This is a genomic window from Modestobacter sp. VKM Ac-2986 (assembly GCF_026967795.1).
Classification (GTDB): domain Bacteria; phylum Actinomycetota; class Actinomycetes; order Mycobacteriales; family Geodermatophilaceae; genus Modestobacter.
This window is the reverse complement of the sequence record NZ_JAPVBH010000009.1, coordinates 37,345-50,301: the sequence shown is the minus strand read 5'-3', so window position 1 is coordinate 50,301 and position 12,957 is coordinate 37,345. Positions and strand designations below refer to the sequence as shown.

The 12,957-nt window shown below is 73.5% G+C and carries 16 protein-coding genes; 10 read left to right on the top strand and 6 right to left on the bottom strand.

Annotated elements, in window-relative coordinates:
• The first annotated feature begins 56 nt into the window (after positions 1-56).
• From O2W14_RS19780 to O2W14_RS19740, 9 genes are all read left to right on the top strand, one after another.
• Positions 57-704, top strand: coding sequence for an amino acid ABC transporter permease (locus O2W14_RS19780; protein ID WP_269177849.1), 648 nt, complete (start codon positions 57-59; stop codon positions 702-704).
• A complete protein-coding gene (locus O2W14_RS19775; RefSeq protein ID WP_269177848.1) occupies positions 701-1,585 on the top strand; it encodes an amino acid ABC transporter permease in 885 nt (294 codons plus the stop codon). Before O2W14_RS19780 ends, O2W14_RS19775 begins: the two co-directional genes overlap by 4 nt.
• Before the next feature lie 204 nt (positions 1,586-1,789).
• Positions 1,790-2,524, top strand: coding sequence for a LuxR C-terminal-related transcriptional regulator (locus O2W14_RS19770; RefSeq protein WP_269177847.1), 735 nt, complete (start codon positions 1,790-1,792; stop codon positions 2,522-2,524).
• Positions 2,525-2,609: 85 nt separating this feature from the next.
• Positions 2,610-3,470: a class II fructose-bisphosphate aldolase gene (locus O2W14_RS19765; RefSeq protein WP_269177846.1), complete on the top strand. Its 861-nt coding sequence runs from the start codon at positions 2,610-2,612 to the stop codon at positions 3,468-3,470.
• Positions 3,467-4,273: an HAD-IA family hydrolase gene (locus O2W14_RS19760; RefSeq protein ID WP_269177845.1), complete on the top strand. Its 807-nt coding sequence runs from the start codon at positions 3,467-3,469 to the stop codon at positions 4,271-4,273. The genes O2W14_RS19765 and O2W14_RS19760 overlap by 4 nt, the downstream gene beginning before the upstream one ends.
• Positions 4,270-4,917, top strand: a complete 648-nt coding sequence (gene dhaL / locus O2W14_RS19755) for a dihydroxyacetone kinase subunit DhaL (protein ID WP_269177844.1) — start codon at positions 4,270-4,272, stop codon at positions 4,915-4,917. The genes O2W14_RS19760 and dhaL overlap by 4 nt, the downstream gene beginning before the upstream one ends.
• The gene (gene dhaK / locus O2W14_RS19750; protein WP_269177843.1) at positions 4,914-5,909 is read left to right on the top strand and encodes a dihydroxyacetone kinase subunit DhaK; all 996 of its coding nucleotides are present in this window, start codon (positions 4,914-4,916) and stop codon (positions 5,907-5,909) included. The genes dhaL and dhaK overlap by 4 nt, the downstream gene beginning before the upstream one ends.
• Positions 5,910-5,953: 44 nt before the next feature.
• A complete protein-coding gene (locus tag O2W14_RS19745) occupies positions 5,954-6,367 on the top strand; it encodes a GlcG/HbpS family heme-binding protein (RefSeq protein ID WP_269177842.1) in 414 nt (137 codons plus the stop codon).
• A 137-nt stretch (positions 6,368-6,504) separates the two neighbouring features.
• Entirely contained in the window at positions 6,505-6,918 is a 414-nt protein-coding gene (locus tag O2W14_RS19740) for a hypothetical protein (RefSeq protein ID WP_269177841.1), read from the top strand.
• A 317-nt stretch (positions 6,919-7,235) separates the two neighbouring features.
• Here O2W14_RS19740 and O2W14_RS19735 read toward each other — a convergent pair whose 3' ends face one another.
• From O2W14_RS19735 to O2W14_RS19720, 4 genes are all read right to left on the bottom strand, one after another.
• A complete protein-coding gene (locus tag O2W14_RS19735; RefSeq protein WP_269177840.1) occupies positions 7,236-8,336 on the bottom strand; it encodes a DUF3048 domain-containing protein in 1,101 nt (366 codons plus the stop codon).
• Between the two features lie 390 nt (positions 8,337-8,726).
• Positions 8,727-9,716, bottom strand: a complete 990-nt coding sequence (locus O2W14_RS19730) for a regulatory protein RecX (protein WP_269177839.1) — start codon at positions 9,714-9,716, stop codon at positions 8,727-8,729.
• 7 nt (positions 9,717-9,723) lie between these two features.
• Entirely contained in the window at positions 9,724-10,764 is a 1,041-nt protein-coding gene (gene recA / locus O2W14_RS19725) for a recombinase RecA (RefSeq protein WP_269177838.1), read from the bottom strand.
• A gap of 192 nt (positions 10,765-10,956) precedes the next feature.
• Complete coding sequence (locus O2W14_RS19720; protein WP_269177837.1) at positions 10,957-11,319, bottom strand: winged helix-turn-helix transcriptional regulator; 363 nt, start codon at positions 11,317-11,319, stop codon at positions 10,957-10,959.
• Positions 11,320-11,409: 90 nt separating this feature from the next.
• Here O2W14_RS19720 and O2W14_RS19715 point away from each other — a divergent pair, with 90 nt between their 5' ends.
• Positions 11,410-12,267 carry an NmrA family NAD(P)-binding protein gene (locus O2W14_RS19715; protein WP_269177836.1) on the top strand — a complete coding sequence of 286 codons (858 nt, stop codon included), beginning with the start codon at positions 11,410-11,412 and terminating at the stop codon, positions 12,265-12,267.
• Positions 12,268-12,293: 26 nt separating this feature from the next.
• Here O2W14_RS19715 and O2W14_RS19710 read toward each other — a convergent pair whose 3' ends face one another.
• Both O2W14_RS19710 and O2W14_RS19705 read right to left on the bottom strand, forming a co-directional pair.
• Positions 12,294-12,488 (bottom strand): DUF3046 domain-containing protein, encoded by a 195-nt coding sequence (locus O2W14_RS19710; RefSeq protein ID WP_163608907.1) that lies wholly within the window; start codon positions 12,486-12,488, stop codon positions 12,294-12,296.
• A gap of 173 nt (positions 12,489-12,661) precedes the next feature.
• Entirely contained in the window at positions 12,662-12,853 is a 192-nt protein-coding gene (locus O2W14_RS19705; protein ID WP_269177835.1) for a KTSC domain-containing protein, read from the bottom strand.
• Positions 12,854-12,957 lie beyond the last annotated feature (104 nt).

The window sequence follows — 12,957 nt, the reverse complement described above, 5'->3', positions numbered from 1 at the left end:
CGCCGGGTGGGTGACCCACCCGGCGGTGCCGCGCCACGGCCTCGAGAGGAGGCGCAGTGCAGTTCTTCACCGACAACTTCCCGCTGCTGCGGGACGCCTTCCTCACGACGCTGGGCCTGTCCCTGCTGGCGGGCCTGCTGGCGCTCGTCCTGGGCACCGTCCTGGCGGCGATGCGGGTCAGCCCCATCCCGCCGTTGCGCGGGCTGGCGACCTTCTACGTGGAGACGTTCCGCAACACCCCGCTGACGGTCGTCTTCTTCTTCATCGTCTTCGGGCTGCCGCAGATCGACTTCGTGGTCAGCTTCTTCGTCGGGGCGGTGCTCTCCGTCGGCCTCTACACCGCGGCCTTCGTCGCCGAGGCGCTCCGCTCGGGCATCAACTCGGTCGGCCCGGGCCAGGCCGAGGCCGCCCGCGCGATCGGGCTCACGTTCGGCCAGTCGCTGCGCGAGGTCGTGCTCCCCCAGGCGTTCCGGACCGTGGTGCCCCCGCTCGGCAACGTCTGGATCGCCATGGTCAAGAACACCTCGATCGCCGCCGGCTTCGCCACCACGGAGCTCGCCGCGACCCTCCCCCGGCTGGCCAACGCCAACGCCGGGGACATCCTGCTGATCCTGCTGGCGGTCGTGGTCGGCTACATGCTGATCACCGTGCCCTCGGCCTACGGGATCCACCGCATCGAGCGCCGGGTGGCGATCCTCCGATGACCACGCCCGTCCTCTTCGACGTCCCCGGCCCGAAGGCGCGCGCCCGCACCCGGATCGGCACGGTCGTCGGCGCCCTCGTCGTCCTGGCGATCGTCGCCTTCGTGCTCGTCCGGCTGGGCGGCAACGGCCAGCTCGAGGGCCAGCGCTGGGCGATCCTGTTCGACCCGAGCACCAACGTCCCGCAGCGGTTGTTCGAGGCGCTGCTGCGCACGCTGCAGGCCGCTGCGCTGGCGATGGTGCTGGCCACCGTGCTCGGCATGCTGCTGGCCGTCGCCCGGCTGTCGGACCACCGGTGGGTGCGGCTGCCGGTCGCCGCGGTCATCGAGTTCTTCCGGGCGATCCCGCTGCTGGTGGTCATCTTCGCGCTGTACTTCGTGCTGCCGGGCTTCGGCATCCGGCTCAGCACCTACGTGGCGCTGACCGCCGGGCTGGTGCTCTACAACATGGCCGTCATCGCCGAGATCGTCCGGGCCGGCATCCTGTCGGTCGACCGCGGCCAGCGCGACGCGGCCCTGGCGGTCGGGATGCGCAAGTCGCAGGTGATGACCCTGGTCCTGCTCCCGCAGGCGGTGCGCCGGATGCTGCCGATCCTCATCGCGCAGCTGGTGGTGCTGCTCAAGGACAGCTCGCTGGGCTTCATCATCGGCTACTTCGAGCTGCTCCGGCAGGCGCGCAGCCTGGTCGAGTACTTCACGCCCCGCTTCGGCAACGACTACACGTTCCAGCTCTACGTCGCCGCCGCGCTGATCTACATCGTGATCAACGTGCTGCTGTCGCAGCTGGCCAAGTACGTCGAGCGGCGCACCCGGCAGAACGCGAAGACCGCCGCCGCCGCGGCGCCCACCCTGCCCGCGGGCGTCGTCCCCGGCCAGGAGTCCTGACCCCACGCGCGAACGGCACCTGGTCCGGGCACGTCCCCGGTGGCCCCGGCCACCGGGGACGTGCCCGGACCCGTTCCGCTCCCCCGCCGGCGCTCGTACTGTCGGCCGGCGGCCCCGTGCGCGCGACCGGGCCCGGTCCGCGCACGGTGGGCGGGTGGGCCGGCCCGGCGCCACCGTCGGGCCGCGGACTCGACGAGGAGTCGCATGGCGCCAGGCACGCAGGACCAGACGCACGCCGCCCTCCCCCCGGTCGCCGGGCTGCTCCGCCGGCTGATCACCAGCAGCGGCAGCCTGGTCCAGGCCGCGGCCGGCAGCGTGTCCCTGGTCGAGGGCTCCCGGGACCGCTACGCCAAGCTCGCCGAGCGCGGGACGTCGTGCCGGCTGGGCAGCAGCTTCCCGCTCGACGAGGGCGTCACCGGGCAGGTGGTCGCGCGCCGGCGTCCGGTGGTGCTGCCGACCTACGGCCAGGTGCACGCCGGCCACCTCGCCGCCGGTGGCGCCGCGCACGCCGGTGCCGTCCTGGCCGTGCCGCTGTGGTGGCGCGGTGACGTGGTGGGCGCCAACGTCGTCTTCGCCTGCCGGGCCCGCCGGTTCACCGCGGCCGAGGTCGACGAGCTCGAGCTGCTCACCCAGTCCGTGGTCCCGGCGATCGTCCGTGCGGGGACCACCGACCCCGCCCTGGCCCACCTGCTCGCCCGCCGGGGCGGGGACGACCGGGTGCCCGACCGCACCACGCCGTCCCCGTTGACCCGGCGGGAGCAGGAGACGCTCGTCCTGCTCGCCCGCGGGTTCAGCAACCGGCAGGTGGCCGGGGCGCTGGTGCTCTCCCCCAAGACGGTCGAGAAGCACGTGGCGGCGGTGCTGCAGAAGACCGGCGCGCACAGCCGCACGGCCGCGGTGATGACCGCCCTGCAGCGAGGCTGGCTGCCGGGCCGGTAACTGGGTGATCCACCCCATGGACCTGTGACGCGGGCCACGCTTGACTCGGGCACGGCAGTCGTCGACCGAGCTGACAGGAGCCCCGGTGCCCGTCGTCCCGATGAAGGACCTGCTCGACCGGGCACTGGCCGAGCGGTACGGCGTGCCGGCGTTCAACGTGGTCAACGACCTGACCGTCGAGGCGGTCCTCGCGGCCGCCGTCGCCGAGCGGTCCCCGGTCGTCCTGCAGACCTCGGTGAAGACGGTGCGGTCCTACGGCCGCCGTCAGCTGTTCGACGTCGTCACCACGATGGCCCGCGACGTCGACGTGCCGGTGACGCTGCACCTGGACCACTGCCCCGACCGCGCGGTCATCAGCGACTGCCTGGCCGGCGGCTGGAACTCGGTCCTGTTCGACGCCCACGAGCTCGACGTCGCCGAGAACCTGCGGCAGACCACCGAGGTCGTCGCCGAGGCCCACGCCCGCGGCGCGCACGTCGAGGGCGAGATCGAGGGCATCCAGGGCGTCGAGGACGGGATCGGCTCCGACGACGCCCCCGTCGTCCAGACGCTGGAGGTCGCCGTCGACTTCATCCAGCGCACCGGCGTCGACTGCTTCGCCCCCGCGATCGGCAACGCCCACGGCCAGTACACCGCCGCACCCGTGCTCGACCACCAGCGGGTCAGCGACCTGGTGGCGGCGACCGGCGTGCCGATGGCGCTGCACGGCGGCACCGGGCTGTCCGCCGAGCAGTTCCAGGACCTCATCGCCCGCGGCTGCGCCAAGGTCAACATCTCCACCGCGCTCAAGCAGGTCTTCCTGCAGTCGAGCCTGGCGTTCCTGCGCGAGGCCGAGACGCGGGGGAAGTGGGACCCGCCGTCCTTCTTCGCCCACCAGCGGACCGCGGTCGTGGACATGGCGGCCGAGCACATGCGCACCTTCGGCAGCTCCGGGCGCGCCTGGTGAGCGCACTGGTCCTCGACTGCGACGGGGTGCTCGCCGACACCGAGCGGTACGGCCACCTGCCCGCCTTCAACGCCACCTTCGCCGAGCACGGACTGCCGGTGCGGTGGAGCGAGGACGACTACGGGGAGAAGCTGGCCATCGGCGGCGGCAAGGAGCGGATGGCCAGCCTTTTCGCCGACCCGGACTTCGTGCGCGCCGCCGGCGTCCCGGACGACGAGGACGCCCGCCGGCAGCTGCTGGCCGACTGGCACCGCACCAAGACGGCGCGGTTCCGCGCGCTGGTCGCCGCCGGGGAGATCCCGGCCCGGCCCGGCGTCGCGCGGCTGGTCACCGAGGCCCTGGACGACGGGTGGACCGTCGCGGTGGCCTCCACCTCGGCCGAGGAGTCCGTCCGCGCCGTCCTGGAGCACGCGGTGGGGGCCGAGGTCGCCGCGCGGGTCCCGGTCTTCGCCGGGGACGTCGTCCCGGCCAAGAAGCCGGACCCGGCCATCTACGACCTGGTGGTGACGACGCTGGGGCTGGACCGCGACGACACGCTCGTGGTGGAGGACTCCCGCAACGGGCTGCTCGCCGCGACCGGCGCGGGCCTGCCCTGCCTGGTCACGGTGAACGGCTACACGCGGCACGAGCCGGCCGACGAGGCGGTGCTGGTGGTGTCCGAGCTCGGCGACCCCGACCGGCCACCGATCGAGGTCCTGGTCAACCGCGGCCGGGCGCACCCCGGCCACCACGTCGTGCTGGCCGACGCCCGGGCGTGCCTGGGTGCGCCGTCCGGCCGACGTCCCGAGGGAGGAACGGCGTGAGCAGCACGACGCAGCAGCAGGTCGACCTCGTCGTCCGCACGATCGCCCAGGCTGCGGTGGACAACGAGAAGTACTTCGGCGACCTCGACGCCGTGGTCGGCGACGGCGACTTCGGCTACTCCCTGGCCCGCGGCTTCGAGAACGTGCTCGCCGGCTGGGACGACGTCGACCGCACCGACATCGGCACCTTCCTCAAGAAGATCGGCATGGTGGTCACCGCGCGGATCGGGGGCACGTCGGGCCCGATCTGGGGGACGGCGTTCATGCGCGCGGGGATGACCGCCGGCGCCACCGACACCCTCACCGGCGAGCAGGTCGTGGCGATGCTGCGCGCCGCCGTCGAGGGCATCAAGGCGCGCGGTCAGGCCGACGTCGGGGACAAGACCCTGCTCGACGTCCTGGTGCCCGTCACCGACCGGCTGGAGGCCGAGCTGGCCGCCGGCGCGGACGCGGCGCAGGCGCTGACCGCGATGGCCGCGACCGCCCGGGAGGCCGCGGAGGCCACCGTCGACATGGTCGCCCGGCGGGGCCGGGCGTCCTACACCGGTGAGCGGAGCAGGGGCTCGGTCGACGCGGGCGCCATGGGCGTGGCCGTGATCCTCGGCCGGGTCGACGAGGCGTGGCAGAGAGAAGGAGCGTCATGAAGAAGTTCGTCAACGACCCCCAGCAGTTCGTGCCGGAGATGCTGGAGGGACTGGCGCTGGCCAACCCGCACAGCCTCCGCTACGTCCCCGAGCACAACCTGGTCATGCGCGCGGACTCCCCCAGGGACGACCGGGTCTCGATCGTGCAGGGCTCGGGCTCCGGGCACGAGCCCGCCCACGTGATGATCGTGGGCAGGGGCATGCTGGACGCCGCCTGCCCCGGTGACGTGTTCGCCGCCCCGCCGATGAACTACGTCTACGAGACGGCGAAGCTGCTGGCCTCGCCCAAGGGCGTGCTGCTGCTGGTGAACAACTACACCGGCGACCGGATGGCCTTCGACATGGGCAAGGAGATGGCCGAGTCCGAGGGCATCAAGGTCGAGATCCTGACCATCAACGACGACGTCGCGGTCAAGGACTCCACCTACACCGTCGGCCGGCGGGGCGTGGCCGGGAACTTCTTCGTCATCAAGGCGGTGGGCGCAGCCGCTGCCCGGGGTGACGACCTGGAGGAGGTGATCCGGGTCGGGAAGAAGGTCAACGACGTCACCCGCACCATGGGCGTCGCGCTCACCGCGTGCACCCCGCCGGCCAAGGGGTCCCCGCTGTTCGAGCTGGGCGAGGACGAGATCGAGATGGGCGTGGGCATCCACGGCGAACCGGGCCGGGAGCGCAAGAAGATGACGACGGCCGACGCCATCGTCGACGAGCTGCTCGACGCCGTGGTCACCGACCTGCCCTACGCCTCCGGCGACCGGGTGGCGCTGATGGTCAACGGACTGGGCGGCACCCCGATCAGCGAGCTCTACATCCTGTTCCGCCGCGCCCACCAGCAGCTCGCCGAGCGGGGCATCACGGTGAGCCGCAGCTACGTCAACGAGTACTGCACCTCGCTGGACATGGCCGGTGCGTCCCTGACGCTGGTCAGGCTGGACGAGGAGATCGACGCCCTGCTCGACGCCCCCGCCGAGGTCCCGATCCGGGTGTTCTGACCGTCCCGCACGATCCACCGACCGCACCGGAACCGGAGCACCCCATGGGCAGACAGCTCACCCTCGCGCAGGCCGAAAGCGTCCTGGGTGCGTGCCAGGCGGAGGCGACGGCGGTCGGGCAGCCGATGAACATCGCCGTGGTGGACGACGGCGGCAACCTCGTCGCGTTCGTGTCGATGGACGGCACCAAGCTGATCGGTGTCGACATCGCGCAGAAGAAGGCGCTGACCGCCGTCTACTTCCAGACCGACACCCGGGACCTCGCCGCGCTCGTGCAGCCGGGGCAGCCGCTGTTCGGCATCGAGTCCACCACCGGCGGCCGGCTGGTCGTCTTCGGCGGTGGGGTGCTGCTGACCGACGCCGGTGGTGCGGTCACCGGTGGCGTGGGGGTGAGCGCGGGGACGGTCGAGGAGGACCACCAGGTGGCCGAGGCCGGACGCCGCGCCTACGCCGGCTGACCGTCCCCGGGTGACGGGCCGGCGGACGCCACCGGGTGCGCGCCCGCCGGCCGCCCGGTGGTGTTGCCGGACCCGTCTGCCCGGCTTGGCACATCGTGCCGATCGCCCCGGCCGGGCGATCTGCCGAGAGGGGAGGTGTGACCTCCACCGCCACCGCTCCGCGCCACATGCACCGCGACATCGAGGACGACGAGGACCTGGCGACGACGACGCAGATCTTCGTCAGCAAGCTGCGCGCCAGCGCGGCTCGCTTCGCCGAGGCCGCCGGCGCGGACCAGGCGATCGTGCGGGAGGCCGTGCCCCCGGCCCGGCACCGCCGGTCGCGCTGCCGCGTGGTGCTGCTGTACGGCAACGGTCAGGAGTGCGACGTGACCTTCCTCGGCCCGGTCAGCAGCTCGACCAGCGCCAAGGAGATCACCATGTCGCAGTTCGACACCGCCATCCGGCTGTGGCTGGGTGCCGGCCAGGAGCGCAGCCGTCGCTGGCTGGTGCCGGACGAGGAGGCCGCCGGGGGCGTGGCCGTCGACGTCACCGCGTGGTTGGACCGCTGAGCTCCCGCACCGGCCACTGAGCGGGCGTCACACCCGCGCGGACGGGCCGGGCCGCCGGTGGCGGCGACCCGGCACCACCCCTGTCCCCGACCGGCACCCTCGCCGGTCGGCCGGTGCGACGGACGCCGCCACTGGCGTTCCCGGCCGGCCGGTGCGACCTCGTCGCACCGGCTGGTGCTGTCTGCGGCCGTCGTCTCGTACCCGCACGCCGGCCGCCACGGCGGCGCAGGACGTGACACCACTGCACGGCCCAGGTCGCACCCCGGCCGACGCCGCCCCGCACTGGTGGCGCTGCCGGCATCCGACACCGCGGCGCGTCAGTCGACGGTGACCGAGCCGGTGTCCGTGGGGACCAGTTCCACCCAGGTGTTCCCGGGCGCCAGCCGCACCGGGTTGCCGTCGGGACCGCGCAGCACCAGCCGCTGGTCGACGGCGTTCTTGACCCAGGTGACGGTCAGCGTGTGACCGCCGGTGGCGACCACGGCCTCCCCGGAGCCGACCAGGACCGTCTCGGGGACCGGGTTGCCGGCCGGGTCGGTGGTGCCGGTGTCGACGGACCCGGTGCGCAGGACGACCACGTTGGTCGTGCGCAGCGGCGTGCCGTCGGCCTCGACGGCGGGGGTCTCACCCTCGGCGCGGGCCCAGCGGCCGTCGGGCGCGCTCCAGGTCCAGGTCGGGTGGCTGACCCCGGACAGCGTCAGCGCGAGCGAGCCGGCCGGTGCCCCCGCCGCCACCGCGGTGGGCTCGTTGCCGACTCCGGCGAACTCGAACTGGGCGGGCGGGGCGGCCGAGTGCCGCGGATCGGCTTGGACCAGCAGGGTCGCCGGCTCGGCGTGGAGGTCGTGCGGCGCCGGGCGGGAGTCGATCCGGTGGAAGCCGGTGGCACCGGAGTCGCTGCTGAGCACCTGGGTGCCGGCTTCGGTGACCGCGTCGACGAACGACGGCTGACCACCGGAGAAGGCGAACACCCCGTGCAGCGGCGCGACGATCGCGGCGTCCATCGGCCGGACCGAGCGGACCGGCCCGACCTCGACCGGCAGCGTGGAGTGGTAGACGGCCACGAAGCGGGTGATGCCGCCCTCGACGACCTCCTCCCACACGAGGTCGGCGGCGCCGAGGCCGGTCTGCGGGCGCGCTGCGACCGAGTTCTCGATCTTCAGGGCCAGGGCCGGACGGGGCAGGGCGGTGCCGCTGTCCAGACCGGTCAGCGGCCACAGCGCGTGCTGGGGGGCCGCTGGCGCGCGATCCGCGGTCACCACCGGAGCCGGGTCGGCGGGCCCGCAGCTCGTCGCGGCGCCGAGCAGGACAGCGGCCAGGAGCACCGAGCTCGATCCCCGGACGCGGTGACCGGTGTCCTGGCCCACCGCTCGGGGGCGCCGGCGGGCACGCCCACCCACGAGGACAGCGGTGCGGCTCACGGACGTGCTCCTGGGTCGTCGGCTGGACGGCCGGCCGGCGGCCGGACCGGCGACACCGTAGGTCGCCCGCGCAGACCCGCCGGGGGAGGTCGCGGTCCGCGGTCGCGGTGTCGGCCTCGACCGCCCCATGGGTCACCCCCGGCCTCACGACCCGGGCCCTCGGGGACGTGATCTCCGCCTGGCCCCCGCGCCGGTCCCAGCGAGGGTGGTGGGACGGGGCCGGCACCCACCGAGGCAGTGGGCGCCGAGCTGGTGACAGACCGCCTCGATGCCGGGGCCCAGGCTGGTGGCAACCAGGCGGCTGGAGGCCGGAGCTCCCGACTCGACAGCCAGGGTGGGCGCTGGATCGCCGGGGCACCGGCCCGGTGACAGCCAGGCTGGACGCCGACGTCAGAACGGGTCGGCGAGCTCCCCGGCTGGGGCGGCCGGACCGGTCCGCGGTCGCCCGATGTGCCGGGCTTGCCCTTCCCCGACCTCGCCGGCCGCAGGACCGGCGAAGCTGGCTGCCGGTGCGGTCGAACGGAGGGCGGACCGGGCAGCCGACCGTGCCGCGGTCCACACCGGCGCCTCGGCCGGTGACCAGCTGGGCTCGTCGTCATCGAAGGGCTCGGCCTCGGCTGCCGCGTCCTCGGCCTTGCCGGCGTCGTCGAGCGCCTCACGGACCACGTAACCGGCGAGACCGCCGCCGTAGCCCTTACGAGCCAGCATGCCCATCAGCCGCCGTTCGGCGGTGACGCGGTCGAGCCGCTGCATCGAGGGCATCTTCCGGGCGACCAGCGCGCGGGCGGAGTCCCACTCGGCCTGGGGGTCGACCTCGGCGACGGCCGCGGCCGCCACCTCCCCGTCGACGCCCTTGGCGCGCAGCTCGGAGGCGAGCGCGCGCCGGGCCAGGCCCCGCCCGGACTGCCGACTGGACACCCAGGCGGCAGCGAAGGCGGCGTCGTCGATCAGGCCGACGTCGGTGAACCGGTCGAGCACGGCGTCGGCCACCTCGGCCGGCACCTCCTTCTTGGCCAGCAGGTCGGCCAGCTGCTTGCGCGTCTTGGCCGCTCCGGTCAGCGCCCGCAGGCAGATCCCCTTGGCGACCGCCTCGGGGTCCTCCATCTCGGTGGGCGCGCCGTCGGCGTCCGTCGAGCGCGAGCTCCACTGCGGGCCGCTGGCCCGGCCGCTCTTCCCGCGCCCGGACGCGCCGTCACCGCTCCCCCCAGCTCCCCGCGAGCCCTGGCTGCGGCGGCCGGAGCCGCCCTCGCCGAACCCGCCGCCACCGCGGGCACCACCCCGACCGGAGCGGCGTCCGGACCGACGACCTGGGTCGTCGGTCGGCTGCACGTCCTGGTCGGGGTCGGCGCCCGCGGGACCGTCGGAGGAGGGACCGGTCATCGGTGGATCAGAAGTCCGCCGGCTCGGCTGCTGCCACGCCCGCGTCGACCTTGGGGACGCCGATGCCCAGCTTCTCCTTGATCTTCTTCTCGATCTCGTCGGCCAGGTCGGGGTTGTCCCGCAGGAAGGTGCGGGCGTTCTCCTTGCCCTGGCCGAGCTGGTCGCCGTCGTAGGTGTACCAGGCACCGGACTTGCGGACGAAGCCCTGCTCCACACCGATGTCGATGAGGCCACCCTCGCGGCTGAAGCCGGTGCCCCAGATCAGGTCGAGCTCGGCCTGCTTGAAGGGGGCGGCGACCTTGTTCTTGACGACCTTGATCCGCACCCGGCTGCCGACCGCGTCGGTGCCCTGCTTCAGGGTCTCGATGCGGCGCACGTCGAGCCGGACCGAGGAGTAGAACTTCAGCGCCCGGCCACCGGTGGTGACCTCCGGGGAGCCGTAGACGACCCCGACCTTCTCGCGCAGCTGGTTGATGAAGATGCAGGTCGTGCCCGAGTTGCTCAGCGCGCCGGTGATCTTGCGGAGCGCCTGGCTCATCAGCCGGGCCTGCAGACCGACGTGGCTGTCACCCATCTCGCCCTCGATCTCGGCGCGGGGCACGAGGGCCGCCACGGAGTCGATGACGATCAGGTCCAGGGCGCCGGAGCGGATCAGCATGTCCGCGATCTCCAGCGCCTGCTCACCGGTGTCGGGCTGGCTGATCAGCAGGGCGTCGGTGTCGACACCGATCGCCCGGGCGTAGTCGGGGTCGAGCGCGTGCTCGGCGTCCACGAAGGCCACGATGCCGCCGGCGGCCTGGGCGTTGGCCACCGCGTGCAGGGCGACCGTCGTCTTGCCGGAGGCCTCGGGGCCGTAGACCTCGACGACCCGGCCGCGCGGCAGACCGCCGACGCCCAGGGCGATGTCGAGGGCGATGGAGCCGGTCGGGATGACCTTCATGGCGACCTCGGGCGAGTCCCCGAGGCGCATGACGGAGCCCTTGCCGAACTGCTTGTCGATCTGGGCGAGGGCCATGTCGAGGGCCTTGTCGCGGTCGAGCGTTGCCATGGTGGCCACCTTCGGATGTCGCTGTAGCGGGTCGTCGCCGACGCTAGGGCGGGGGTCTGACACTTTCGCGAGCCGGAGCGCATCTGTGGACGAACACCGGGTCTGTGGACACGGTATGCCGAACACGTGTTCGATTCCACCGACACGCCGCCCCGATCGTGACGGGCCGCCCGGAGGCCGGCCCGGCCGAGGTCAGCGGCGGGCGGCGCGGGCGGCGAGCACCTGCGGCAGGGCGTCCTCGACGAAGTCGATGAGCGCCAGCAGCCGCGGCGCCAGCGCCGCCCCCAGGTCGGTGAGGGTGTACTCGACGTGCGGCGGGGTGGCCGACCGGACCTCGCGGTGCACCAGGCCGTCGCGCTCGAGCACCTGCAGCGTCTGGGACAGCATCTTCTCGCTCACGCCGTCGACCCGGCGGCGCAGCTCGCCGAAGCGGTGCGGGCCCTGGTCCAGTGCGGAGAGCACGAGCACCGCCCACTTGCCGGTGACGTCCTCGAACACCTCGCGGGACGGGCAGTCGCGGCTGAACACGTCGGCCGCCTGCTGGGACGTGCTCATCACCACTCCTCGGTGTCGTACCTCGCCGCCGACTGTACTGTGCCGACGAAAGCGCTAACCAGGAGTTAGCGCTCGTCCGGAGGAGAGCTCATGATCAGCGTCACCGCAGCCAGCGGCCACCTCGGCCGGCTCGTCGTCACCGGCCTGCTGGACGCCGGCGTCCCGGCAGCCGAGGTCGTCGCCGTCGTCCGCACCCCGGCCAAGGTCGCCGACCTCGCCGCCCGCGGCGTCCAGGTGCGGCAGGCCGACTACACCGACGCCGCCACCCTGGAGACGGCGCTGCAGGGCACCGACCGGCTGCTGCTGGTCTCGGGCAGCGAGGTCGGCCAGCGCGTCCAGCAGCACACCAACGTGCTGCAGGCCGCGAAGGCCGCCGGCGTCGAGCTGCTCGTCTACACCAGCGCCAGCAAGGCCGACGACACCCCGCTGCCGCTGGCGCCGGAGCACATCGCCACCGAGCGGCTGATCGCCGACTACGACATCCCCGCGGTCGTGCTCCGCAACAACTGGTACCTGGAGAACTACGACCAGCAGATCACGCAGGCCGCGCAGACCGGCTCGCTCACCGGCAGCTCCGGCAGCGGCCGGATCGCCGCCGCAACCCGCGCCGACTACGCCGCGGCGGCCGTCGCCGTCCTGACCGCCGGCTCCCCCACCACCGGCGTGCTCGAGCTCGGCGGCGACGACGCCTTCACGCTGGCCGACCTGGCCGCCGCCGTCTCCACCGCCGCCGGTCGCGAGGTCACCTACACCGACCTCACCCCGGAGCAGCACGTCCGGTCCCTGCTCGACGCCGGTCTCCCCGAGGGGACGGCGCAGTTCGTCGTCGGCCTGGACCAGGCCATCGCCGCGGGCGCGCTGGACACCGGCAGCACCGCACTGTCGGAGCTCACCGGCCGGCCCACCACCCCGCTGTCGACCCACGTCCGGAGCGTGCTCGGCTCCTGAGCGCCCGACGTCCCGCCGGTGGGCCCTCAGCGGTCCTTCGGCGGGACGTCGTACTCCTTGCAGATCTCCAGCCAGACGGTGCGCACCGGCACCCCGGCGTCGATGGCCTCCAGCGCCGAGCGGCCACCGAGCGCGCCGAAGACGTGGTCGCTGGCGACGTACTGCGCACGCATCGAGCCGAACTGGCTCTCCATCCGGGTCCTGAACTCCTGCAGCCGCACAGCACGACGGTACCCACGGCCACCGCCCCGCGCGGCCGGGGAGGCGCCCCTACGCTCGGCGGCATGACCGGCTCGGGCACCTGGGACACGCTGCTGCAGATCGCCTTCGCCGTGGCGCTGCTGGTCGCGGTCGTGCTGACCGTCCGCAACATGCGGCGCTGAGCCCCCGCGGGTCAGCCCGCGCGGCGGACCGGGTGACCGGCGTGCCGCGGCTTGACCACGCTGTTGAGGTGCCGGCCGATGCTGTCGGCCTCCAGGAGGGCGAGCGCCTCCTCCGGCGACACATCGGGGTAGCGGTACACGCCACCGCTGACGAAGCCGACCTCCAGCACGTGCGCGTCCAGGTCGTACCCCACCCAGCGCACGCTCGAGGACCGGACCCCCGCCCGCTGCATCGTCACGTGGACTACAACGTCGTAACTACAACCGTGTAATCCGAAGAGGTGATCATCATCCCCTTGTCGACGAG